The sequence below is a fragment of the Legionella sainthelensi genome (assembly GCF_900637685.1).
Lineage (GTDB): Bacteria > Pseudomonadota > Gammaproteobacteria > Legionellales > Legionellaceae > Legionella > Legionella sainthelensi.
Window position 1 is genome coordinate 44,858 of record NZ_LR134388.1, and the last position, 25,330, is coordinate 70,187.

Here is a 25,330-nt window from a genome sequence, read left to right on the forward strand (position 1 = left end):
TGGATGGATTATGACTAAAAAATTCTTCTTAACCACCTCTCTTGTCGCAGCGCTTAATTTTGGGGGTGGTCTAAGCTATGCGGGAACAACTATCTGGGGTTTGAGTAATGTTCCTAAGGTAAATAGCAAATCCTCTGCACCCTATACAGTTTATCTGGGCTCTTATACAAGTCAGAAGAATGCTCGGAAAATGCAATCCAAGTTACAGGCAAAAGGATATAATGCCAAGATCAAAAAGAAAAGAAACTTCTATGTAGTGTATGTTGGCCCCTTCAAAACACTCCAAGCAGTACATCAGCTCGCGCCAACGACACATAATCACCCGCAAGCCACCAGTATTAAACATACAAAATCTAGCTCCATAGATGCTTCTGCAACTAAGTCTGCGCACCATCATGAGAAACAGGTTGAGCAAGTTCCTTCGTCGACTCAATATGTTTTAAAAAATGGAGCGCATAATGAGATTAAGTGTAAAGATTGCCAGCTAGAACACAATCAGTGGTTTGTTCAATTACAAGGTGGTGCGATTTTCCCTTTAAATCTAGGGTCAATTTTAGTGAGCAATGGGTCTAACTTCCCGGCTCCGGCAAATGTAGATAGATACTCAACCAATCAATCCAGTCAAGGCACTATTGCTCTGACAATCGGTAATCGAATCGCAACACAATCTTCATTAATAAACCATTATACTTTGAGCGGACGGTTACAATATGTATTTGAAGCGGATGCAGGCAATAGCATTATGCAATATAGTTTGCCAGAATTCCTTAATTACAGTTATGACTGGAAGCTTTCTACGCTTGCTTTAACCGCGGATACTAAATTGAATTTATTTAATTTCTCCAAATTTTCACCTTATGTGAATGGTGGATTAGGAGTATCTTTTAATGAAGCTCGAGCATTTAACGAAACAGCTTTTCCAGGCATAACTCCCCGAGTTAGCCCCGCATATACAAATCATACTTTAACTCAGTTTACCTACCATGTTGGCGCTGGTTTAGATTTCTTATTCGTGCCAAATTGGTTATTTTCAGCAGGATATGAGTTTGAGTCATTCGGTGATTTCTCATCAGGAAAAGGGAGGTCTACATGGGCTGGAGAATCTTTGCGATTGAATTCATACCAAACAAATACCCTTTTGTTTGGTGTAACTTATCTTATGAATTAATAAAAGGTTTTAATTGAATAGCTATGGAATGAGATAGGTAACAGGTAGTTTGAAGTAGGCCCATGAGCTTATTTATAGTCTAACGATTGTGAAGGATGAGTATGGATATTATACGCACTAATACTGCACTACTATTGTCAATGTTTTTAATGAAGGGCTATGCAGCGGTCGATCCAGTCGCTTGGTCTCTTTTTCCAGAAAAAGGCTTTCCTGAAGTAAGCCGAGGTGAGACAACCTCAGTGGTTTACACTTTAGCTGTGAACCCAAGATTCCCAGGACCGGTAGTTCTTCATACCCAGTTTGATAAGATTGGTGGTACGTTTGCTATTACAGATAAGTGTAATAATGTGACGGTAAAACCTGGGGGTAAATGCCAGGTTATTATTCAGTTTACTGCCAGTAAATCAACTCCATCTTCGATTCAGATGAGTTATCAATACAATAATAACGTGATAAAACTATCCAGATTAAATACATCTGTCACTGAAGTTCAAGAAAATGTGGTGGGTGCCATCTCTAATTTACCCACCCAATTTACCCTCAGTAATCCAGAACAACAGCCTGTGTTTAGCGTTACCTATACAAATAAGGGAGCAGCTAGTGTTATGGGTTATGCAGGGAATTCAGCGGGAACTAACCTTCTATCAGCTACTCCTGAAAGTGTCGCTACCGTGTCTGTTGTTGCTGGTGGAAACGGTTGTGGAACGATTAATAATCCGATTACTCTTGCTCCGGGTAATAGCTGTTCTATTAGTGGACGATTAACGCCACATGCCGTGGGAAATCTCACGGTAGGAGGGTTGTTTACTTATAATAACGGGGCAAATACTGTAAATCCTACAGGTGAGACAAAGGTAGTAAATGGCTCAGGGCAGTGTCAGTTGTCTGCTTCTACAAACTTGTTGTTCCATAGCCCAACTTATCAATATTCAGACAATGTGCTTCAATTTAAATTTACAAACCCATGTGCTACAGCAGTGACTTTAGGTACAGTTAGCTATACTTATACAGGCGCCTCTTCAAGCATTACGCCGGGGGAGCAATACGATCAGTGTTCCAACACGACTCTTGCTACAAACGATAGTTGTACTGTGCTTGTCTCTGTTATTCCGCAGGCCATAGGCTCATTGAGCGTCAGTGCACAAGTTACAGCGGACTCAATGACTACCACCGCGACAGCCTCTACAACGGTGCAAGCTCCTGGTTATACACACAAGGTTACTTTTATAAATCAATGTTCATTTCCAGTATGGTATGGTGTTTCACAACCATCAGGTAGTGTTGACCCAACACAAAATCCTTCCCCTGATGCTTATTTATTGGCGCCTCAAGTTGATGGGCAGGTGTCTGCTGCCAAATCCATTACCATAACAGGTTCTTATAATGGTCAATTTTTTCCAAGAACAGGATGTTCACAGCAAAGTCCAAGCTCTAACTTTATATGTGCAACGGGCGATTGTGGTTCTGGAGCAAATGCCCAATGTCCAAATGGAAATGTCTATGAGCCTTACACTCGAGTAGAGGAAACCTTTACCTCAACATCACAAGGGGGATATGATGTTTCTTTAATTAATGGTGCCAGTATTCCTGCTGAGCTAAAAGGACTAGGACCTCAGTCTTCTCAGAGCAGTTCGCCAGCAGCTCCCTATGTATGTTCTGGTGCTGGTGCGCCGATTCAACCTCCTTACACTCCCTTTACCCCTCAATATCCACCTCCACCTCCACCTGCCGGTCCTAATAACCCACCTCTAACTCCACTAGGTAGTTGTTCGTGGCAATATACTGCGCCTTCCTCCTCACCCTTGTTTAATTTTGTTTCGAACACAACAACGGTTACGGATTGCAGCAGCTGTTCATCTCCTAATGTATGTGGATTGGCGTTTCAAAGTACACCATCTACTGGTAATGTTGTATTAGCATGTGGTAATTTGCTTGGATATTGGACTATTAATCAACTGTGCTCAGGTAACGTGACTTATCTAGGTGCTAATCCAGCAATGAATCCCAGCACGGTTTTTAATTGCAATAGTCCTATAACCAACTATTCCACTCAAAGTTATCCCACAGGGACAACGGCTTATGATATTTATTCTTGTACCCCGCAAGGTTCATCTCTTGAGAGTTGCTACAATAATAATAATTCAACTTGTTGCGGGGCAGTTGATTGGAATACAACGATGCCTTATTTAACTTGGGAGACACAACAGGCGTATACCTCAAATACTGATTGGATTAATGGTGGCAGTGGTTCGAGTACCTCTAGACTTTCACCAACGCCGCAACAATCTATTCAGTGGTTAAAGGATGCTTGTCCAACAGCGTATTCCTATCCTTTTGACGATCATTCAAGTACATTTAATTGTAATACCTCTGATGCAGCACAACAAAATCAGGTCAATATGGATTTTGAAATTGTATTTTGTCCAGGAGGGGTTATTGGCGCTTTAAGTCAAAATCCTTAGGTAATAGTTCCAATTTCAAGACACTTCTTCCTGCTCCTCTTTTGAGAGTGGTTTTTAAGCAAAACCGCTCTTAAAAAGGGTTCGGCTAACTTCTTTTACTTGTTAGTTGTTTATTATTGTGACATTATGGTGCCATTCTAAGTTTGTTGGGCTATTTTTATGTTGAAAAAAATCCTGGGAATTACCTTTGTTTTGATGTCATATGATGCCTTTGCGGTTAAAGAATTGGATTTGTATCAGGCTCCTTTAAGTAGTGTAAAACAATTTTTCCTCAAACAACCTACCAAAAAAACAGCTTATGCGGCTGGAGCCTCAAGCGCAGAAAAAAATACATTACAGCAAGTAAGTCGCACTCAAGATCATGCGGAGATTATTACGCGTTATCAACAAATGTACCAAGGAATACCAGTGATTGGCGCGCAAATCATGATTGAGAATGCGCAGGTCAACGGACATTTGCTCGATGAGATTCATGTGAATACCCACCCCACGCTTAATTCTCAGCAGGCGATTGATATCGCAAAACAGTCTTGGTTTAGTTTTAATTTACACACGCCTACTTATGAAGAGCAAAGTGAATTACAAATTAGGGCAGTACAAAATAATGAGCTTAAGTTAGTTTATCAAGTATCATTTAAAACAACTCAAAATGACAACAAACCTGCCTGGCCATTTTTTATTGTAGATGCTCAAAGTGGTGAGATCACAAAGCAATGGAATAATATAAAAAGCTACATGGATTCCGGTCCTGGTGGCAACGAAAAGGTACATGAGTACTGGTACGGAAAAGACGGTCTCCCTTTTTTGGATGTGATGCAAGATGGCAACCAATGTATCATGAATACAGCCAAGGTAAAGTTGGTGAATCTTGCTTCAGCTTGGGATTGGGGTGATCTTCTAGCGACTCCTTTTCAATATCCTTGCAATAATAATGTAGAAGAAAATATAAACGGAGCTTATTCACCCTCCAATGATGCCTATTATTTTGGTCATATCATTGTGGATATGTATCGAGATTGGTATGGTGTTAATGCATTGCAACATGTGGATGGAACACCAATGCAACTCGTGATGCGTGTTCATTTTGGTCAAAATTATGATAATGCATTTTGGGATGGCCAATTTATGTCATTTGGAGATGGACAGGACTTCTATCCTTTAGTTTCTCTTGATGTTGCTGGTCATGAAGTGACTCATGGTTTTACCGAGCAGCATTCAGGCTTAGAATATCACGATCAATCTGGGGCTCTTAATGAGTCTTTATCTGATATGGCTGGCCAAGCTGCGCGTGCTTATCTATTGGAAAAATTTCCGCAACTTTATAATAAACTTTATTTACAAGCAGATACAGTTACTTGGGGCATAGGAGAGACCATCGTTAGAGACTCATTTGGTAAGGCCTTGCGGTTTATGGATTATCCTTCTTCAGATGGTAGCTCTGCTGACTGCCTGGATAAAAAAATAGCACAAAGTCATGGGGCTTATTGTGCCATCAGTTATTCAGAATTGGTCGCTTATGCGAAATCACATATTCCCAATCCTCAAGAAAGACAAAGCTTTATTGTTCATACAGCAAGTGGAATATTTAATAAAGCATTTTATTTATTGTCTAAGGATATTGGTATTAAAAAAGCTTATGAAATTATGATATTAGCTAATAGCAAATATTGGACACCTACTTCAGATTTTGTGAGTGGTGCCTGCGGGGTGCTTTATGCTGCAAAAGATTTGGGTGTAGATCAGAACATGTTCCAATCTGTTTTTGGTCAGGTAGGTGTGAGCACGGCGCGGTGTAAGATCTAACTACCCTGGGCGCTCTATAAAAGGCTCGATATAAAAATATGTTTTATATCGAGCTTACTTTCACTATAAAATGGTCACTATGTGGGAGTTTCACTTTATTAGCATTTGAATAGATAATCACCTCGCTTTTAATTTTTGCCTTTGTCCGATTCATAGAGTTTGTTTTTTGATCTATATGTTGTTTGCTGAACAATATAATTGGTATATAATTGCTGGATTTAATTTGCATTTGATTTATCTAAGATGGGAGTCAAATGGTTATTTTTTTTATTACGCTCAGCGTTCTTTTATTAAGTTTGCTTTGCGCAACGGTAATGATTTTAAAGCTTATTCGACAGCCTTCAGAGCCTTTATCGATAACTCAATATCTAAAATTAGGGATAAGTGGCATCGTCGCGTTTATTGCAGATACAGTGGGTATTGGTAGTTTTGCGGTGAATGTTGCCTTAGCCAAAATAATGGGTACCTTCCGTGATGATGAGATGCCAGCAGTAAATAATGGGGCCCAAGTTATTCCAGGAACAATTGAGTCTTTATTTTTTATAAGCCTCATCGATGTAGATTTAACTACTCTTTTAACGCTAATTATTGGCACTTGTGTTGGTGGTTTAGTGGGTGGCTTTGTAGTAAGTCATCTCAGTAAACAGGCAATTCGCTTGTCGATGGTTTGCTGCTTTGCATTAATTATCATACTCTTAATTTCACATAAGTTTCGTTTATTGCCTGTAGGTGGGGAGCTAACGGAATTGCATTCATGGAAATTAATCGTGGGTTTTGGGGCGATGGTTGTTTGTGGTGCTCTAACATCGGTTGGAATTGGATTATTTGTTATGGTGCAATGCGTCTTGTTTTTAATGAATATTTCACCGGTCGTTGCTTTTCCAATTATGACTACGGCGGGGGCCATGCAACAACCATTAACGACTTTAGTATTCTTGAAGCATAATAAAATTCCCTTAAAGAAAACAATGATCTTAAGTATTTCAGGGTGCATTGGTGTCCTTGTTACTATTCCCATTTTTATGCAATTGACTATTTCTTGGTTGCACGATCTTTTAATATTCATCTTGATTTATAATTTTTTTGCAGTAGGCCATACCTATTTACGATCTCGAACAAGCAAAAAACTGACACAATCGACGGTTCCTGTGTCGTTTGTGGCGGCTGAATAAGGTTTATACTTAAAGCATCCCATTGGTGTGATGCGAAGTATATAGTATCATTATGTAAATTTTAGATAAAAATCAAATCCTATGGATGAGCCAGTTAGTAAGTCACAAAAAAAACGAGAAGCCGATTTTTTACAAAAAATGGGTGTAAAATTTATTGATTTAAGTATCACTAAACTGAATTTACTTCCACTTCCTGATAATCTTTATAAAGCAATCATTGAGGCAAAGTCTATTAAAAGTCATGGGGCTAAAAGAAGACAAGCTCAATTGATTGGTAAATTGATGCGTGCTGCTGATTACGAAGAAATTTTATCTGTTTATGAGCGTATGCTTGAGGAAGATAGTGCTGTAACGGCATCATTTCATGAGGTTGAACATTGGCGTGAACGCTTAATCAACGAAGGCAAAGAAGCACTAACTGAATTTATAGAAGCTTATCACCCAGAAGATGTTCAGCATTTAAGACAACTTATTAAAAAAGCAGTGGATGAGCAACAAAAAGACAAGAATTTAGGCGCCAGTAAGGCTCTTTTTCGCTATTTAAGGTCATCTATAGCATGAAATACTCTTTATTCATTAGCTGTCCCAAAGGACTTGAATATTTATTAGAGGAAGAGCTAAAAGCTTTAGGCTTACTGGTGACTCGTGTCAGTCCGCAAGGGGTGTATGGTGAAGCCAGTTTACTGACTGTATATCAATTATGTCTTTGGTCAAGAATAGCAAATAGAGTGCAATTAATTCTTTTTAGCGGGTATGCAGGAAATGAACAATCCTTGCACCAGCTTTGTACGCAATTTCACTGGCAAACAGTATTTTCACAAGACAAAACCATCGCAATTGAATTTCATGGTACGTCAGAGCATATACGCAACACAATGTTTGGAGCGCAGGTAGTCAAAGATGGTATAGTTGATCATTTTCGACGCTTAAATTGTTCACGCCCCTCTGTAGATAAAGAAAAGCCTCAAATTCTTATTCATGCCTACTTAAAAAATGATGTGATTACTGTAAGTTTTGATTTGACAGGATACAGCTTGCATCAAAGAGGTTATCGCAGTAAAGCGGGCACGGCTCCTTTGAAAGAGAATGTTGCCGCAGCGCTGCTTATGCGAGTTAAATGGCCAGAGTTAGCGGCAAAAGGATATACGCTGCATGATCCTTTTTGTGGCTCAGGCACCTTAGTGATTGAAGCAGCAATGATGGCAGCACATATTGCTCCTGGTTTATTGCGTCAGGATCAATCATTACAATACTGGGTACAGCATCAAGCGTCCTTATGGGAAAAACTACGCGTAGAGGCCTTGCAACAAGTTAAAATTTTCTCCGCACCATTATTAGGCACGGATATGGATCATAAAGTGATTGCTGCGGCACGCTCGAATGCCGAACGTGCTGGAGTTGCTCCATTGGTACATTTTAATGTACAAACACTGAATGAGATAAACCCCACAACAAAAAAGGGTATTGTTGTCTGCAATCCACCTTATGGAGAGCGATTAGGTGATGTATCTCATCTTGTGCCTTTATACCAGCAATTTGGTAAAATTTTACATGAGAAATATCAAGGTTGGCAGGCTGCCGTTTTGACGTCTAACCCTATGTTGGCCAAGGCTTTAGGGTTACGTGCTCATAAGCAGTATACGCTCTATAACGGTGCATTGGAGTGTAAACTGTACTATTTAAATATAAACGTTGCTAATGAGCTTAAAGGAGCCATGGGCAATGTTGTCTCTGAACATGCACAAATGCTTTTAAATCGCCTTGAAAAAAATCATCGCCATTTACAAAAATGGGCAAGAAAAAATAATATTTCTTGTTATCGAGTCTACGATGCGGATTTACCAGAATATGCATATGCTATCGATCTGTATAATGATTATGCGGTGTTACAAGAATATGCGGCTCCCGCGAGTGTGTCTGTATCTAAAGCAGAAAAGCGCAGCTTGGAAGTGATGCAAGTTGTTCCCAAAGCTTTAGGGTTAGCCCCTGAAAAATTGGTAATCAAACAACGCAAACAACAAAAAGGAAGTGCCCAATACCAAAAGCTAAATCATAGCCGGAAAACGATGGTTGTTACTGAGGGGGGGGCGAAGCTGTTGGTTAATTTGTATGACTATTTGGACACAGGTTTATTTTTAGATCATCGGCTGCTGCGCTTAAGTTTTAGCAAATTACAACCTGGAACCCGTTTTCTTAATTGCTTTTGTTATACAGCAAGTGCCAGCATTCATGCGGCTTTAGCCGGAGCTTTGACGACTAATGTCGATCTGTCACATACTTATTTACGTTGGGCAGAGGAAAACTTCAAGTTAAATCATCTTGATTTATCGAAACATCAGTTTGTGCAATTTGATTGCTGTGAGTGGATGAAAACTACCAGAGATAGATTTGATGTAATCTTTTTAGATCCCCCAAGCTTTTCCAATTCAAAGCGAATGAGCGATATTTTGGACATTCAAAGAGATCATGTTTCGCTAGTGAATGCCGCAATGCGCTTATTGAATCCTGATGGCATTTTGTATTTTTCAACTAATTTACGCCAGTTTAAACTCGATCACACGCTTGAGGAAAAATATTCCATACAGGATATTAGCGCTCAAACAATCGATCAGGATTTTAAACGCAATCAAAGGATTCATTATTGTTTTAAAATCAGGATGGCCCAATTTGCTTAAACAGGCACATTGTTCCAGATAATACTGTTTTAAAAATATCACAAAAGGACTAAATTGATATGGAAGTTAAATGGCGTAGGCTCGTTATCCCTTTATGTGTTTTTTTTATGTTCTCCTGTTCAGGAAACGCGAACCAAATCAATTTTTTTGTTTCCGGGGGCCCTAATTTTTCGGCACTAAAAAATAAACCGCTGGTGGAAATCAATGAGGCTGTTACAAACGCTTACCAAACCAATACCAAAACAAATGGGCAAGGCTTTTGGGCTGTAGGGATAAATCATACCTTTGAAAAATCATGGTTTTCATTTTATCAGTTGTCCTTGGGGATTGCGGGGTATTTTTTCGACCTGGGCCAAGTAAAAGGAACTGAATTCCCATTTATCAACGAAGGACTTTTTGACACCTTGAACTATAATTTTCATGCAAAGAGCTCCTCGTTGATGGTTGAAGGAAAAGCAATTTATTCAAAATATGTTTTGAAGCCTTATGCTTTAGTCGGAATTGGCCCAAGCTGGAATCGTTTTTATGCATATCATGAAAAACCGACGGAGCGTTTTTTAAGCGCTGCCCCAGCAGTTCATTTTAACAATCATACAAAACAGACTTTTTCTTATGAGCTGGGTGCTGGACTTGACTATCTCTTGTGGCATGATACGCAACGTCAAGTGGAATATCATGTGTCTGCAGGCTATCAATATTTTAATCTGGATAAAGGTACCTTAGGCTATTCCTGGGTACAAACATCCAAGGATAGGTTAACGGTTAAAAATCTTTATACACAAGGAATCGTATTTACGTGCGCGGTTTCTTTTGGTTAACAAGGATGAACTCTATGAAAAAAACTAGTCTGCTCAAAAGATACTGTTTATGGTGGATGCTGTCTTTGACTGCGGCACAAGCAGCGTCTATTGTTGAAATTACACCAAGCAGCTCGAGCCCTATTGTCATGTCTCAAACCGGCTTTACTTATATTACTTATACTGCTAAAAATAATACCTCGAAAATATTGAATGGTCTTAGCATTGACCCTAATTATGGTACAAAAGCAAATGCCCTGAAAGTCACATTAAACAATAATACTTGTACTACCCTGGCTGCGGGAGCAACCTGTTCCTTTATCGTCTCATTACAAGGAATCAACCAAAGCACTGAATTCACCTTAATGCCGCGTATTTGCGCTTACCATGGGGCAGTATGTTCTGTGCCAGTATTAAATAATCGTATTAAGGTGACCGCAACAAAAACACTTCCAGGCAGTCAATTTCCTCTTCCTTACGCAGGCACCTATTACCCAATTTATAATTCTGGTACGGGACAATGGTTACCTCCTAATCAAGACCCCATTCCTCCTTTCAATCGAGTTAGCGCAATTTTTGTGGCTTTTGCTCATACTTATGCACAACAAAACGGTGCAGTTTTGACCTATGAACAAGGCCAGCCTGACGAGCCTGCACGTCTGGCTTTACTAGTACAATCAGCACGTGCTGGTAATCCGAATATAAAAATTTTAATTTCATTAGGATGGGGAAAAAATGATTGGACCTACATTAATAATGACTTTGTGAATCGTGCCAATATCTTCGTACCGAGCGTTATTCAATTTATTCGCAGCAATCATCTGGATGGACTTGATATTGATGATGAGAGTATCGGTGAATCGAGCGGTTCTATTCCTCAGGCCAATTTCGATGGCGTGATTGCTAATTTAAGGAATGCGTTAAATCATGCATCACTGCAAGACGGCAAACCTTATTATCTAACCATTACCCCTGCAGGAAATAATGAGGAACCAGGTGGGCTTGTCGCAACACAAATAGACACGTTAAATGCCCAAAGTTTTGATTTAATTAATATTCAAAGTTATTTTGGTGATGGTGATTGGGGAGATTATTTTTTTGATGCACTTGTTGCAATAGGCTATCCTAAACAGCAAATTGCTAATGGAATTGATACTCAGGAAACAAATTGTGATCCTGATTATCCACCCTACATTGGTTTAGCAGGAATATTTAATTGGAATATGACTAAAGACAGCACGTGCAGCAATTATGCCAATACCATCACTATCGCAAATATGGTGGGTTATTATGGGACGCTTCATGATTACTAAAAACAAACAGTTCAAAGAAAAATTTTGGTAGGTGGATGTAGAGGAAATTATGAATGAAAAAATTATCATGGTTTAAAAAGAAATACGAATTATACTTTTTTCTAACTAGGTCGTGTGGACGCATTGAAGTACGCTCTACTAAAACGTAACAAAATCATTTATTATTCAAGGACAGGCGATAATGCGCTGTAAAATGGATTATGAAAATATTTTTAAAATCTAAGGTGAAAAAAGTTCCTCTTATCTGCTTAAAACCTTTTAGTTACAGCGATGAAATAGCACTTTTTGTCACCTTTGCAGCTAATGGCGTCATCAAAACACATGTCCCATATTACCTCCATTCTTTAAAAAAACAAAAAATTGCTATCATTTTAATTATTGCCGCGAATCAACCAAATATAGAGATTGACGCGGATATTATTCGAGAAACTAATGGTGTATTTGTTCGCCAAAATTCAGGTTTTGATTTTGCAGCTTGGGCTCATATTTTTTATGAGTACCCACAACTTTATAATGCAAAAACGCTTTATTTATTAAATGACAGCATTATTGGTCCAACTAATGATGATTTGTTTAAAAACTTGATTACACGAATTCGTCAGTCATCAGCTGGTTTTATTGGATTGACGGACAATTTTAATGAGTATCGCTCACCGAGGCATTTTCAAAGTTATTTTTTAGTAATGAAAACTCCAGCTCTATCTTCTCAAATTTTTCAAAAATTTATTCGTAGCATTGTGCCATATAAAAATAAGAACAAAACAATTGTAAATTATGAAACGCAGCTGACACGACACTTAGAACATGGTGGAATACATTGTGACGTGATTTTCCCTTCAAAAACAATGTACGATCCAACTTTATTTCATTGGCGAACATTATTAGATGATGGATTCCCCTTTTTAAAGGTTTCAGTGATTCAGGATCGACTTCCATTAATTGTAGATAACAGAGGATGGCAGTTTCATATAGCGAAGCATGGTTATGATCTATCGCTTGTTTCAAATGCTCATACGTTCAAAAATCCTAAATTAAATGATGATGTAAAAAATTTAAGCGGTAAATCTTCTATTGCGGTATATCAAATTTTTTATAAAAAAAGGCAACAATATTTCTTGGAAGATCCATTTATTCCTTATGATAATTCAGATTCCTTTGCACCAATGCTCTGTGAATATGGTGTATTCAAAAAAATCTTTGATGCGCTGCTGCATAAGAAATATGAATATGTAGGAGCAGTATCCTGGAAATTTAAAAGAAAAACGGCACTTAGCGGAGAGCACTTTTTTAATTATATTAAAAAAAATCCTGGATATGATGTTTATTTTGTGAATCCTTTTCCACGAGAAACAATTCATCGTAGTGTGTGGACACAAGGAGATTTATACCATTCAGGGATAACCGAACTGGCACAAAGTATTTTGATTCAACTTAAATACGATATTGATTTATTCTCCATTCAAAATGATATAAACAACACTGCTTACTGCAATTATTGGGTAGGAAATGAATTATTTTGGGAAAAATATATGGCGTTTACACTGCCCATTTACTATTACATTTTATATGAAAGTCCACTTTATTTAAGAGACATACTTTTAAAAAAACGAGCTGACAAAAAGATAAACGCGCCCTATTTTCCGTTTCTCTTTGAACGCCTATTTTCAACACTATTAGCCGTTGATCCGTCCATCAAGTATCTAAGGCTTTCATCTTAAAGGACTTTTTCTTCAGAACCATACATTTGTTCTTTTAAAGGTTGCATATATCCGGCCATAAAAAACAGTTCTGCAACCAGGCACAAAGGTGCAATTAGGGCTTGACTGAAATTATCCATAAAAGCAGGCCTTTTCCCTTCCAAATAATGCCCATATAATTGAAGACCTAACCCTATGATAAAAAAGAGAATAAAAAACCAAACGCCAAAGGGGGTTGGCCCATCTTGGCTAAACCAATTTGCAATTAACAACAGAATAAGCAGAATTGGTGTAAGCGCTAAAGCCAATTGCCAATTTAAACGAAAATAATAAACTAGGGCACCCAAAGTAGCGAGAAACGCAAGATTCGTCGCAAAAACACCCGGCATAATTATTTTGATAAAACCCAAGAAAATCATGATCGATAAAATGAGAATTGGCACCCCTGCCAAATGAGTGTAGCGTGTTTTAATATTATGGTGATAGGCAGCATAAAATTGAGCTTGTTCAATAAATGGTTTCATTTTAAAAATAGAACGAGTGGTTATACTTAAAACATAGCACATCCTATTAAAAAAATCAGGAAGATAATTAAAGCTCGGTCTTTTAGCGCATCAAACTGATTTAATTATTTATCAAAAGCATACGTTCCCACTAGGTACAGCACATTTCCATTGGTTGAGGAGCCAGGAATATAAGCGGCTTTAAGTGAAAGTTTTTTATAAAATATTCCAGCCCAAGGCACTGCTCCTGGAAAAGGAATATTATGGAAGATATCAGGGCGAGCTGTAATAAGCACAGAAAACCCTAAACCGGCTTTAAATTCTTTAGTGATATTTGCTACTTTTAAATAGGCATATCCAGCAGTGGGCTCAACATTACGATGGGAGTCTAGGAATGCAAAGGCATAAAGGCCATGCCAGTTTCCTTTTTCATCAAAAAAACCTTTACCTAGTCCGCCACCCCAGGCGAGCTCGTTATATTTTTTTTCTCGTATTCGCTCAGGTGAGTAAGTGAATCTGTTGTGCCACGCATAGCCTGAAAGGTAAAGATCTGTATGTCCCTCCGTCCATACCTGATGGAGTCGATGACAAATAGGCTTGAATAAGGGAAGCCAATACTTACATCCTTTGGGTTCTACAGTGGCTGACTCTGATTCTTTTGAGGTTTGGTCATATGGTTGTACTTTGATTGTATTAACATTCAAGTTCTTGTCTATACTATTATTAGACGAAGAATTTGAAATTGTTGACGAGTTACTAAAAGCATTTAGAGAAAATACTATTAATAGCCCTATAATGAAATTACGTACAGTCAATTTATTCATTCACTTATAACCTAGAGGGGATAATACCACAGTTTAAAGTTGATCGAATTTACCTCATATTGATTTGCAGAGTTCTTGCTTGTTAAGTTTAACCATAAAAATAAGAGCATACTAACATGGACTTGTTTCGTAAAAAAGAGATTGGTGAATCATTTGAAGAAGGACCATCCCTTGTCAAATGTCTTACTGCATTCGATCTTACTCTTTTAGGTATTGGCGCCATAATTGGCGCTGGGATTTTTGTTTTAACTGGAATCGTTGCTGCAACAGATGCTGGTCCGGCAGTGATTTTTTCCTATATCTTAGCCGGACTTGCATGTATTTTTTCTGCATTGTCCTATGCTGAATTGGCTTCCTCTCTGGGTGGTTGTGGCAGTGCTTATGGGTATGCTTACGCAGGTTTTGGCGAGATTGTAGCCTGGATTGTTGGCTGGGACTTATTGTTTGAATATACCATTTCAGTTTCTGCCGTGTCTGTTGGATGGAGTAGTTATGCTAATGATTTCTTTTTGGCGCTAAAAATACACATCCCGGCTGCATTCTTACATGGACCAGAAAATGGAGGTTTTTTTAATCTACTTGCATGTACCATAATTATTATCTTGATGACATTACTCACTTGGGGTGTTAAATCCAGTATTCGGGTTAATAATATTATGGTAATTATCAAACTCTTAGTCATTTTAATGTTTATTGTGATAGCCCTTGGAGAAGTTAATCCTTCAAACTGGACGCCTTTTTTTCCATATGGCTGGGAGGGGGTTGTTAAGGGGGCATCCCTAATATTTTTTGCTTATATTGGATTTGACGCGGTATCAACTGCTGCTGAAGAGGCGATTAACCCTCAACGTGATTTGCCTATTGGAATAATAGGATCGTTATTTATTTGCACCCTTTTATATATGATTGTTGCAGGTTTGTTGACGGGTATTGCGCATTACAGTACGCTAAATGTTGCATCTCCAATCAGTCATGCCTTGTTAGTTTTGGGATATAAATCAATTGCTAGTTTTATTAGTGTGGGAGCGATAGCCGGCTTAACTACCGTAATGCTGGTGTTGTTTTATGGTTTAACGCGAATTATGTTAGCAATGTCTCGCGATGGGTTGTTGCCTAAGATTTTCTCTCAAACAAATGCATACACACATACTCCTATCCGCGTCATTATATTAAGCGGTATTGTCATGAGTTTATTTGCTGCATTTATTTCGATGCATGATCTCACAGAATTAGTAAATATAGGTACTTTATTTGCATTTTTTATGGTGTGCGCTGGTGTTTTATATTTACACTATAAACGACCAGAACTATATCGACCATTCAAAACACCAGGTATGCCCTATGTGCCTATCTTAGGAATGATTAGTTGTTTTTACCTTATGATAAATTTACCTTTTATTACATTAATGCGTTTTGTGATTTGGATGGTGATTGGTTTGGTAGTCTATTTTTCTTTTGCCCACAAAAACAGTCAGTTATCAAAAGGTAAGAAGTAACCACTAGAGACGCTCTGGCGCGTCTTTGAAAAATTTGTGGCATCCCTCTTTGTTTTGTCGCCAATATGGTTAAGTTCGCTCTAAATAGATGGCTTAAATGTTGCTTAATACCAATGCTGCAGCAATGCTTGCGGTGGCAGGAATTGTGATGAGCCATGAAAAGAAAATTCTTCTGATAACGCGCCAATGGGAACCAGCAATTCCATTGGTTAATCCGACCCCAGCAATCGCTCCGGTGACAGTATAAGTAGTAGAGACAGGGATGCCTGATTGCGTTGCAATAAAAAGAGAAATGGCTGCCCCGGTTTCGGCTGCGCAACCCTTCATAGTGTCAAGTTTTGTTATTTGGGTTCCCATGGTATGCACAATACGCCAGCCTCCTGCAAGGGTCCCAAGGCTTATTGCTGCTTGACATGAAATGACCACCCAAAATGGAACATAAAAAGGTCCTTCAATCCAAGCTGCTGAAAAGAGTAGTATCGAAATGATACCCATCGTTTTTTGGCCATCATTACTTCCATGGGTTAGACTAAGTAATGCAGAAGAACATAATTGAAATCCTTTGAAGAGCTTGAAATGCGTGCTCTCTGAATTTTTCGAAAACGTATAAAAAAAATAGGTAATCAATAGTGCAACAAATAATCCAAGAGCTGGCGAAACAAAAATACCACCAATTACTTTAGCAAAACCAGTCATTTTAAGTGATGAAAAACCTCCCTTAGCTATTGCAGCGCCAGCTAAACCACCGATAAGAGCGTGTGAAGAGCTTGATGGAAGTCCGTAATACCAAGTCACCAGATTCCAGAATATAGCGCCTGTTAATGCGGCTAAAATAAAATGCGCATTAATAATGTGAGCATCAATTAGGCCACTGCCAATAGTTTTTGCCACCGTGAGGTTAAAAACTAAAAAAGCAATAAAATTGAAAAATGCAGCCCATATCACGGCTTGTTTGGGAGTCAAAACTTTTGTAGTAACGATCGTAGCTATAGAATTTGCTGCATCATGGAAACCATTAATGAAGTCAAAAGCGTAGGCAACCATAATTACAAAAAATGTAAATAAAAAGGTTGAATCCATACCAAGGCCATTCCTTAGAATCCTATATATAATAACTACTTTTAGTCATTAATTTAGATACAATATGCATTAATAGTTTGACAACATAGGGTAATTCTATAGCCCCAGACTCCCTAGCTAGCGTTGCGTGCTGCTCTTCATCTTCTTTCATTTTAGCTAACACGGAATGTGATTTTTTATCCTTTGCTGGCAATTTTTGTAAATGTCGGTATAAATGGGCAGAGACTTGTCGTTCTGTTTCCATTACAAACCCCAAGCTAACTCTATCTCCAGCTAATCCGGCGAACGCCCCTAATATAAGAGAACCTCCATACCATAGGGGATTGAGTAGACTTGTTTGGGAGCCTAATTCGGCCAATCGCTCTTCGCACCAGGCTAAATGATCAATTTCTTCAGCAGCTGCATCACTCATTTGTTTTCTGATATGAGTTAATTGTGCGGTTAAGGCTTGGCCCTGATAAAGTGCTTGTGCGCAAACTTCTCCCGCATGATTGACGCGCATTAATCCGGAGATGTTTTTTTTTTCTTGGAAAGAGAGTGATGGCTCAGGAAAATCCTTGGCCGGTGAGGGACGAGTGCCTATGCGCTTTTTTGGGGGGAATAGTGTACGCAAAGCATTATCTACGTTGTCTATTAATGTATCCAGAGTATTTATTCTGCGCATAGTGACTTTTTGTGTGTTCTCTTATTATTGAGTAAATTGATTAATCGTTAAGGTTAATCGGTTTACTAATTCATTGATTTCATCTTCATTAATGATCAATGGCGGTAATAGTCGTACAACAGTATCCGCAGTGATATTAAAGAGTACTCCATTAGCAAGTCCTAGCAAACGCATATCATTGGCGGGTCTATCCAGTTCAACACCTATCATATACCCCTTACCACGAATTGCTTTAACATTCGGATGCTCACCAAGATTTTTGATCAGCATTTCCATTAATAGCGCGCTGTTTTTTGTGACTTTTTCGCAAATTTTATCTCGTTCAATCACCTCTAATACAGTTAAAGCAGTCGCACAAGCCAAAGGATTACCGCCAAAAGTTGAACCATGGTTTCCAGGTTTAAATAAATCTTTCGCTTTTTTGCTAATGAGGCAAGCTCCGATTGGAACGCCATTCGCTAAGCCTTTGGCTGTTGTCAGAACATCAGGCTGAATATCGTAATGCATACAGGCAAATAATTTTCCAGTACGGCCGTTTCCAGTTTGGATTTCATCTAAAATAAGCATCCAATCATGTTGCTCACAAAGTTTGGCGACAGAGCGAAGGTAACTTTCTTCTGCTGCATGGATGCCACCCTCGCCTTGGATAGGTTCAATCATCACCGCGACGACATCCTCTCTGTTCGCTGCAATCGTATGGATGGCGTCTAAGTCATTAAAAGGAGCACGAATGAACCCAGGAACTAAAGGTTCAAATCCTGCTTGGACCTTACGACTTCCTGATGCGGTTAATGTTGCCATCGTGCGACCATGAAAGGCTTTTTCCATAACAATGATTGATGGTGTTTCAATTCCTTTTTTATGTCCAAAAAGACGCGTTAATTTTATTGCTGCTTCATTCACTTCAGCACCTGAATTGGCGAAGAAAACTTGCTCCATGCCAGTCATGGCTGTGAGTTTTTCAGCGAGTAATTCTTGTTGCTTAATATGAAAGGTATTCGATGTGTGAATCAGTTTCGCTGCTTGTTGTTGTATTGTTTGTGTGACATCAGGATGGGCATGTCCTAACCCACAAACGGCTATCCCACTCAAGCCGTCTAGGTAGGCTTTACCTTGTTCATCATACAACCAAACTCCTTCTCCATGTGTGAACGTTATTGGCATAGGATTGTAACTTGTAATTAAAGCCATAATGTTTTTCCTTTAAAACTTAAGGATTTCCATTTTAAATAGATTATTTCTTATTTTTATGGAAGAGCTAGTAATAGCCCACATTATAGCCACAACTTTCTTTCCTGCGCTACATGAGAATAAAAATTCAATAGGCTATTATGTTGCTATGAAAAAAGATTATATGAGTAATACAGTGAATCATTTCAGTATAAAAGAGCTTCATATTATCGCAGAAGGTGACGTTTTGGGAGGGCGTCACCCTCTGCAACAGCAGGGGTCTATTGATCGGTATGCTGCAGGAAGAAGCATTCTAGCAAGATTTGTTGCTTTTTAGACCTTCAGACATACGTAAACGCATCAATTTTTAAGTGGACACCATTTACCGTTCTCTTTCTTTAGGACAGGGTAAAAGGTACCTACCTCATATTATCAGCTACAAAATCCCAATTTACCAAATTCCAAAATGCAGTCACATAATCTGGTCGAGCATTACGGTAATCAATATAATAAGCATGTTCCCACACATCGCAGGTCAACAGTGCGGTTAATCCTTCGGTCATCGGTGTGCCAGCATTACTAGTACTGATTATTTTTAATTCACCAGCTTTGTCTTGAACAAGCCACGCCCAACCCGAGCCAAAAGTTGTAATTGCGGTTTGGGTAAATTTTTCTTTAAATGAATCAAAAGAGCCAAAATATTTATTAATTGCTTCAGCAACTTTTCCTTGAGGTTCTCCACCACCATTTGGGCTTAGGCAATGCCAATAAAAAGTATGATTCCATACTTGTGCCGCATTATTAAATATTCCTCCTTTTGATTCTTTAATAATTTCTTCTAATTTCATGGATTCAAATTCAGTGCCAGGAATTAGTTTATTTAAGTTAGTCACGTAAGCTTGATGATGTTTGCCATAATGGTATTCAAGCGTTTCACTCGAAATATGGGGTTCTAACGCATTTTTTGCGTAAGGTAATTCAGGTAGTGTAAAGGTCATCCTAATCTCCTAATTTATTATTTTGCGCTAAGTTTAGCAGGTAGATGGTGATATTCAATGAAGATTATCCCTATTTAACAAAAAAGCTTTTGTAATTGCTTGTAACGATTTAGATTAATTGGACTATACTTTGATAATTTATTTTTGGATGTTATTTGATCAAATGGGCTGTTGGTTGGCTTTTGATCAAAGATCTGTTAAGCTAACGTGCCAAAATATTATTGATTGTGAGCTGATAGGTTTTCGCAATAATGACGTCATTAAATTTATTACTTAAAGGGTGTGTGAGTGGATACTTTAGATAAAATTAAAAAGCAAATAACTGAAAACGCTATTTTGCTTTATATGAAAGGTACACCGAAGATGCCACAATGTGGGTTTTCTGCACGCGCAGTCCAATGTATCGAGGCGTGTGGTGTTGATTTTGCATATGTAGATGTTCTTGCTAATCCCGATATTCGTCAAACTTTACCTCAGTTCTCTGATTGGCCTACCTTTCCACAGCTTTATATAAAAGGAGAGTTGATAGGCGGTTCTGACATTATTGCTGAGTTATTTCAACAAGGTGAATTAGAAACCATGCTGCGTGACGCAATTGCTGCATAACATAGGTTTTATTGACAACTCCTTAGATTGAGCCAAAATGATGTGGTTTAGAGTAGTAACGTATAGCCTATTAATGCCAGCGCCCCATTTTGCTAAGATATAGGAATTGTCAACAGGCTCTAAAGAAACTACATAATTATAATAATTAATGGAGAGCATAGAATGAGTGTATTAGTGGGAAGAAAAGCTCCTGATTTTACTGTGGCTGCTGTTTTGGCAAATGGTGAAATTGTGGATAAATTTAATTTACACGAGCATTTGAAAGGTAAATATGGTCTTGTATTTTTTTATCCTTTGGATTTTACCTTTGTCTGCCCTTCTGAATTGATTGCTTTAGATCATCGCATTGATGAGTTTAAAAGCCGTAATGTTGAGGTGGTTACTGTTTCTATTGATTCACACTTTACTCATAATGCGTATAGAAATACTCCAGTGAACAAAGGGGGTATTGGTTCTGTTCGTTATACTATGGTCGCAGACATGACTCATAGTATTTGTCAGTCTTATGGTGTGGAGCATCCTGCTGCAGGCGTTGCTTTCCGTGGCGCATTTATTATTGATACCAACGGTATAGTTCGCTCACAAATTGTCAATGATTTGCCCATTGGACGTAACATAGATGAACTGCTAAGAATCGTTGATGCTGTACAGCACTTTGAAGAAAATGGGGAAGTTTGTCCTGCTGGTTGGCAAAAAGGAAAAGCAGGCATGACCGCTTCTACTGAAGGTGTTGCCGCATATTTATCAGAGCATTCTGATTCATTATAAAATTTGCAGCCTGAGTTGCTCTTACTCAGGCTTTGTCTTTGCTTGTCGTTCCTGCCACAAATTTGCCATATGGCAAAATAAATCGGCTGTTTTCTCTGCATCATAAATTGCTGAATGAGCTTCTTGTGCATCAAAAGTAATTCCGGCCGCCTGAGCTGCTTTAGCTAATACCGTTTGCCCGTAAATAAAACCACCTAAGGTTGCTGTATCAAAACAAGTAAACGCATGAAATGGCGATTTAACCCCGGTTCTCTTTATTGCCTCTTTTATAAACAACAAATCAAACCATGCATTATGGCCTACTAAAACAGCACGTTGGCACTGAAACATTTTGATTGCCGCAAAAATCGGATGGAATAAATTTTCTAGGGCAGTTTTTTCATCGATTGCAAAGCGTAATGGTTGAAAGGGATCTATTTGATTAAATTCGAGTGATTTAGGATCGAGTTCCGAGCCGGGAAAGGGTAAAATATGTTCGAAATGGCTCTTTCCTCGATAAAACTTACCTTGATCATCCATTAGAATGAGTACGATACACATTTCTAGTAATGCATTTTTATGTGGATCAATCCCAGCAGTTTCCACATCGACAACTACAGGTAAAAAGCCACGAAACCGTTCTTTTATATGCATGCCGAATAAAGGATTATGATTCATGGGTTCTCCATTGAATCGTTTCTCCAGCTGCTATAGGAACAACGTGACGCAAACCTAAGGGTAAAAAGTTGGGTACTGTTTGTGGTGATTTAATTAATTCAATTTGCTGCTGATTAATAGGCAATTGGTAAAATTCAGCTCCAAATTGACTTAGGAAGTGATTCAAGTGTTGTAGTTGATTTAATTCATCAAACACTTGTGTATATAAACTCAAGGCAAATGGAGCCGAATAAATTCCAGCGCATCCGCAAGCATTTTCTTTTGTGTCTACACTATGGGGGGCACTATCTGTTCCGGCAAAAAATTTTGGATTTCCACTACACGCAGCATTTTGTAATGCTTTTTGATCTTTTTCATGCTTTAAAATGGGCAGGCAATAATAATGTGGCCTAATTCCGCCCACAAGCAATTTATTACGATTATATAATAAATGATGTGGGGTAATTGTGGCTGCTACTGTTTTTGGCGCTTGCAGTACATATTCTACAGCAGCTTGAGTCGAAATATGTTCAAACACTATTCTTAGCTGTGGAAAATTGCTGACTATAGGCTTTAAATATTCATCTATAAATAAGGACTCCCGCTCAAAAATATCGCTGTGAGTTACCTCTCCATGAATTTGCAGTACCAAGTTATTGCTTTGTAATACTTCAAAAAGAGGATAGAGAGCAGTAAGTGATTTTGCTCCAGCCTCAGAATTGGTTGTTGCGCCAGCGGGGTAGAGTTTTGCTCCTAAAATATAAGGTATATGTGCGGCCTTGTTTAAATCTTCGGCATCTACCGAATCGTTCAAATAAAAAGTCATATAAGGCTCAAAAGTGCTGTCTTTGGGTAAGGCGGCAAGAATTCTAGTTCTATAATCATTAATTGAAGACAATGAGGTAAGTGCTGGTTTAAGATTTGGCATGATTAGTGCTCGGGCAAAATGTTTGGCACTACCTATTACAGTGTGCTGTAACATTTCATTGTCTCTGAGATGAACATGCCAATCGTCAGGACGATTAATACGTAACATTTGTACCATAAAAATCTCGTAATTTTGTAGAGTACTAAGGATAACACGAATTACTCTTCAAGACGCAGAATGATAATGTTTATTCCTATTTGGACTGATGAGTAATGGACTTATTCTGAAAAATATTAATTTTTTTCATTTTGATTAAAAAAAATATTTGATGCGCAAAAAAGATATATCTACTTGAAAATTATTATTTTTTTTAATAATTTTTCTTGACATATTCCACTCCACTGCTAATACTCAACACTGTTGCATGCATCGACCTGAAGCGACGAACGCATGCTAATGACAACTCCTAGTAGAGAGTTATCAATGACTATAGAAATACAATAATAATTTATGCGGAGACATAAGCATGTTAAGTTTAAAAAAAACAACTTTGGCAATTTTAGCTTTAGGCAGTAGTTCACTTTTCGCAGGGACTATGGGGCCAGTTTGTACCCCAGGTAATGTAACAGTTCCTTGTCCAAGCACTGGCTGGAATGTTGGTGGTCAAGCATTAGTCTTGCAAACAATGACTGATAATAATGTTACATTGGGTATAGAAGCTAACCCTGTTATAGCTGGTGGTTCTATCAATACTGATTTAGATGCACAATGGAACTGGGGTTTCCAAATCGAAGGTTCATATCACTTCAACACTGGAAATGATATTACCTTAACTTGGTATCACCTGGATACAAGCTGGAACAACACCACATTTACTCCTGGTTTTGCACCAGACTTAGCAATTGGTTTTGGTCACAAAAACAGATGGGATGCAGTTAACGGTGAAATGGGTCAATTTGTTGACGTCAGCGCTAACAAGAAAATCCGTTTCCATGGCGGTTTCCAATTCGCAAGCATTAAGAGAAGCGTTCATGCATTTGCTGCTGACGTAGATGCTGATGCTGATGATTTCCTTGCTCGTTTCAGTGGAAATACCCAATTCAATGGCTTCGGTCCACGTACTGGTATTGACATGAACTATGTGTTTGGTAACGGTTTCGGAATTTATGCTAAAGCAGCTGCTGCATTATTAGTTGGTAGTGCTAAGCATGGTTACGACCTTGACGTATTCACAAGCGCTGGTGGTGAAGTATTTGACTTAAACATCGCTGGAACTAGAACAACAGTTGTTCCTGAATTAGAAGCTAAGTTAGGTGCTAGCTATGATTATCCATTGGCTCAAGGTGATTTAATACTGGATGCTGGATACATGTGGTTTGACTACATCCATGCATTAAATACAACTGTATTACAAACTACAGCTACTGATTTTGCTGCTGCAGGCCCTTACTTTGGCTTGAAGTATATAGGTAACATTTAATTCGCTATCATTTTAAGAAATTTAATTAATACTGTTGACTTTATAAAGGTCCGGTAAGATAATTGAGCAAGGTACGCTCTCGGTAATAGAGCGAATACGCGTACCGTTGCTAACAATTTAAATTGGTAACGAACGGAAATAATAATAAAAAGTGGAGATAAGCATGTTAAATTTGAAAAAAACAGCGTTAGCTGTTCTTGCTTTAGGTAGCAGTGCAGTATTCGCTGGCACCATGGGACCAGTTTGCACCCCAGGTAACGTGACTGTTCCTTGCCCAAGCAGTGCATGGAATGTTGGTGGCCAAGCATTAGTCTTGCAAACAATGACTGATAATAATATTTCACTAGGTATAGAAGCTAACCCTGTTGTAGCTGGTGCTTCTATCAATACTGATTTAGATGCACAATGGAACTGGGGTTTCCAAATCGAAGGTTCATATCACTTCAACACTGGAAATGATATTACCTTAACTTGGTATCACCTGGATACAAGCTGGAACAACACCACATTTACTCCAGATTTTGCACCAGACTTAGCAATTGGTTTTGGTCACAAAAACAGATGGGATGCAGTTAACGGTGAAATGGGTCAATTTGTTGACGTCAGCGCTAACAAGAAAATCCGTTTCCATGGCGGTTTCCAATTCGCAAGCATTAAGAGAAGCGTTCATGCATTTGCTGCTGACGTAGATGCTGATGCTGATGATTTCCTTGCTCGTTTCAGTGGAAATACCCAATTCAATGGCTTCGGTCCACGTACTGGTATTGACATGAACTATGTGTTTGGTAACGGTTTCGGAATTTATGCTAAAGCAGCTGCTGCATTATTAGTTGGTAGTGCTAAGCATGGTTACGACCTTGACGTATTCACAAGCGCTGGTGGTGAAGTATTTGACTTAAACATCGCTGGAACTAGAACAACAGTTGTTCCTGAATTAGAAGCTAAGTTAGGTGCTAGCTATACTTATGCAATGGCACAAGGTGACTTAACTCTAGATGCTGGTTACATGTGGTTCGACTACATCCATGCATTAAATACAACTGTATTACAAACTACAGCTACTGACTTTTCTGCTGCAGGTCCTTACTTCGGTCTGAAATATGTAGGAAACGTTTAATTTCTTAATTGATTAAGATTTTGTAAAGCCCGT

At 38.5% G+C, this 25,330-nt stretch carries 23 protein-coding genes; 15 read left to right on the forward strand and 8 right to left on the reverse strand.

All coding sequences use genetic code 11. The annotated features are described in order from the left end of the window. Nucleotides 1–10: 10 nt before the first annotated feature. The 9 genes from EL220_RS00190 to EL220_RS00235 all read left to right on the forward strand — a co-directional run bounded on the left by EL220_RS00190 (nucleotide 11) and on the right by EL220_RS00235 (nucleotide 13,108). On the forward strand, nucleotides 11–1,168 hold the full coding sequence (locus tag EL220_RS00190; RefSeq protein ID WP_027272193.1) for an SPOR domain-containing protein: 1,158 nt from the start codon (nucleotides 11–13) through the stop codon (nucleotides 1,166–1,168). A 101-nt stretch (nucleotides 1,169–1,269) separates the two neighbouring features. After that, nucleotides 1,270–3,630, forward strand: coding sequence for a thaumatin family protein (locus EL220_RS00195; RefSeq protein WP_027272194.1), 2,361 nt, complete (start codon nucleotides 1,270–1,272; stop codon nucleotides 3,628–3,630). 159 nt (nucleotides 3,631–3,789) lie between these two features. Beyond that, nucleotides 3,790–5,433, forward strand: a complete 1,644-nt coding sequence (locus EL220_RS00200; RefSeq protein ID WP_027272195.1) for a M4 family metallopeptidase — start codon at nucleotides 3,790–3,792, stop codon at nucleotides 5,431–5,433. A 254-nt stretch (nucleotides 5,434–5,687) separates the two neighbouring features. Further along, the gene (locus tag EL220_RS00210) at nucleotides 5,688–6,605 is read left to right on the forward strand and encodes a TSUP family transporter (RefSeq protein ID WP_027272196.1); all 918 of its coding nucleotides are present in this window, start codon (nucleotides 5,688–5,690) and stop codon (nucleotides 6,603–6,605) included. An 81-nt stretch (nucleotides 6,606–6,686) separates the two neighbouring features. After that, nucleotides 6,687–7,166 carry a ribosome biogenesis factor YjgA gene (gene yjgA, locus EL220_RS00215; protein WP_027272197.1) on the forward strand — a complete coding sequence of 160 codons (480 nt, stop codon included), beginning with the start codon at nucleotides 6,687–6,689 and terminating at the stop codon, nucleotides 7,164–7,166. After that, a complete protein-coding gene (rlmKL, locus tag EL220_RS00220; protein WP_027272198.1) occupies nucleotides 7,163–9,280 on the forward strand; it encodes a bifunctional 23S rRNA (guanine(2069)-N(7))-methyltransferase RlmK/23S rRNA (guanine(2445)-N(2))-methyltransferase RlmL in 2,118 nt (705 codons plus the stop codon). Before yjgA ends, rlmKL begins: the two co-directional genes overlap by 4 nt. A gap of 59 nt (nucleotides 9,281–9,339) precedes the next feature. Continuing rightward, nucleotides 9,340–10,098, forward strand: a complete 759-nt coding sequence (locus EL220_RS00225) for a hypothetical protein (RefSeq protein WP_027272199.1) — start codon at nucleotides 9,340–9,342, stop codon at nucleotides 10,096–10,098. A gap of 14 nt (nucleotides 10,099–10,112) precedes the next feature. Continuing rightward, nucleotides 10,113–11,390: a glycoside hydrolase family 18 protein gene (locus tag EL220_RS00230; protein WP_027272200.1), complete on the forward strand. Its 1,278-nt coding sequence runs from the start codon at nucleotides 10,113–10,115 to the stop codon at nucleotides 11,388–11,390. A gap of 200 nt (nucleotides 11,391–11,590) precedes the next feature. Then, nucleotides 11,591–13,108 carry a rhamnan synthesis F family protein gene (locus EL220_RS00235; protein WP_027272201.1) on the forward strand — a complete coding sequence of 506 codons (1,518 nt, stop codon included), beginning with the start codon at nucleotides 11,591–11,593 and terminating at the stop codon, nucleotides 13,106–13,108. On the opposite strand, the gene EL220_RS00240 is transcribed toward EL220_RS00235, so the two are convergent. Together EL220_RS00240 and pagP are read right to left on the reverse strand one after the other, a co-directional pair. Further along, on the reverse strand, nucleotides 13,105–13,611 hold the full coding sequence (locus EL220_RS00240; protein WP_027272202.1) for an Mpo1 family 2-hydroxy fatty acid dioxygenase: 507 nt from the start codon (nucleotides 13,609–13,611) through the stop codon (nucleotides 13,105–13,107). The two genes, EL220_RS00235 and EL220_RS00240, sit on opposite strands and share 4 nt — an antisense overlap. Nucleotides 13,612–13,715: 104 nt before the next feature. Then, a complete protein-coding gene (pagP, locus tag EL220_RS00245) occupies nucleotides 13,716–14,414 on the reverse strand; it encodes a lipid IV(A) palmitoyltransferase PagP (RefSeq protein ID WP_027272203.1) in 699 nt (232 codons plus the stop codon). 116 nt (nucleotides 14,415–14,530) lie between these two features. Between pagP and EL220_RS00250 the strand changes: the two genes are divergently transcribed. Beyond that, the gene (locus EL220_RS00250; protein ID WP_027272204.1) at nucleotides 14,531–15,910 is read left to right on the forward strand and encodes an amino acid permease; all 1,380 of its coding nucleotides are present in this window, start codon (nucleotides 14,531–14,533) and stop codon (nucleotides 15,908–15,910) included. A 93-nt stretch (nucleotides 15,911–16,003) separates the two neighbouring features. Here the strand turns inward: EL220_RS00250 and EL220_RS00255 are convergent, their stop codons facing one another. The 3 genes from EL220_RS00255 to EL220_RS00265 are packed head-to-tail and all read right to left on the reverse strand — an operon-like array spanning nucleotide 16,004 to nucleotide 18,845. After that, entirely contained in the window at nucleotides 16,004–16,990 is a 987-nt protein-coding gene (locus EL220_RS00255) for an inorganic phosphate transporter (protein ID WP_027272205.1), read from the reverse strand. 22 nt (nucleotides 16,991–17,012) lie between these two features. Next, entirely contained in the window at nucleotides 17,013–17,654 is a 642-nt protein-coding gene (gene coq7 / locus EL220_RS00260) for a 2-polyprenyl-3-methyl-6-methoxy-1,4-benzoquinone monooxygenase (protein WP_027272206.1), read from the reverse strand. Between the two features lie 24 nt (nucleotides 17,655–17,678). After that, nucleotides 17,679–18,845, reverse strand: coding sequence for an aspartate aminotransferase family protein (locus tag EL220_RS00265; protein WP_027272207.1), 1,167 nt, complete (start codon nucleotides 18,843–18,845; stop codon nucleotides 17,679–17,681). Nucleotides 18,846–18,903: 58 nt separating this feature from the next. On the opposite strand from EL220_RS00265, the gene EL220_RS00270 reads away from it, so the two are divergent. After that, nucleotides 18,904–19,161, forward strand: a complete 258-nt coding sequence (locus EL220_RS00270; protein WP_027272208.1) for a hypothetical protein — start codon at nucleotides 18,904–18,906, stop codon at nucleotides 19,159–19,161. An 82-nt stretch (nucleotides 19,162–19,243) separates the two neighbouring features. On the opposite strand, the gene sodB is transcribed toward EL220_RS00270, so the two are convergent. Next, nucleotides 19,244–19,822 (reverse strand): superoxide dismutase [Fe], encoded by a 579-nt coding sequence (gene sodB, locus EL220_RS00275; protein WP_027272209.1) that lies wholly within the window; start codon nucleotides 19,820–19,822, stop codon nucleotides 19,244–19,246. A 288-nt stretch (nucleotides 19,823–20,110) separates the two neighbouring features. Here sodB and grxD point away from each other — a divergent pair, with 288 nt between their 5' ends. Both grxD and EL220_RS00285 read left to right on the forward strand, forming a co-directional pair. Then, a complete protein-coding gene (gene grxD / locus EL220_RS00280; RefSeq protein WP_027272210.1) occupies nucleotides 20,111–20,428 on the forward strand; it encodes a Grx4 family monothiol glutaredoxin in 318 nt (105 codons plus the stop codon). Between the two features lie 162 nt (nucleotides 20,429–20,590). Beyond that, nucleotides 20,591–21,196, forward strand: coding sequence for a peroxiredoxin (locus EL220_RS00285; RefSeq protein WP_027272211.1), 606 nt, complete (start codon nucleotides 20,591–20,593; stop codon nucleotides 21,194–21,196). A 21-nt stretch (nucleotides 21,197–21,217) separates the two neighbouring features. Here EL220_RS00285 and rnt read toward each other — a convergent pair whose 3' ends face one another. Further along, nucleotides 21,218–21,853, reverse strand: a complete 636-nt coding sequence (gene rnt, locus EL220_RS00290; RefSeq protein WP_027272212.1) for a ribonuclease T — start codon at nucleotides 21,851–21,853, stop codon at nucleotides 21,218–21,220. Then, nucleotides 21,843–22,877, reverse strand: a complete 1,035-nt coding sequence (gene pyrC, locus EL220_RS00295) for a dihydroorotase (protein ID WP_027272213.1) — start codon at nucleotides 22,875–22,877, stop codon at nucleotides 21,843–21,845. The genes rnt and pyrC overlap by 11 nt, the downstream gene beginning before the upstream one ends. A gap of 349 nt (nucleotides 22,878–23,226) precedes the next feature. Here pyrC and EL220_RS00300 point away from each other — a divergent pair, with 349 nt between their 5' ends. Both EL220_RS00300 and EL220_RS00305 read left to right on the forward strand, forming a co-directional pair. Next, nucleotides 23,227–24,180, forward strand: coding sequence for an Lpg1974 family pore-forming outer membrane protein (locus tag EL220_RS00300; protein ID WP_128130794.1), 954 nt, complete (start codon nucleotides 23,227–23,229; stop codon nucleotides 24,178–24,180). Nucleotides 24,181–24,343: 163 nt separating this feature from the next. Beyond that, nucleotides 24,344–25,297 (forward strand): Lpg1974 family pore-forming outer membrane protein, encoded by a 954-nt coding sequence (locus EL220_RS00305; protein WP_128130795.1) that lies wholly within the window; start codon nucleotides 24,344–24,346, stop codon nucleotides 25,295–25,297. The last annotated feature ends 33 nt before the right edge of the window (nucleotides 25,298–25,330 follow it).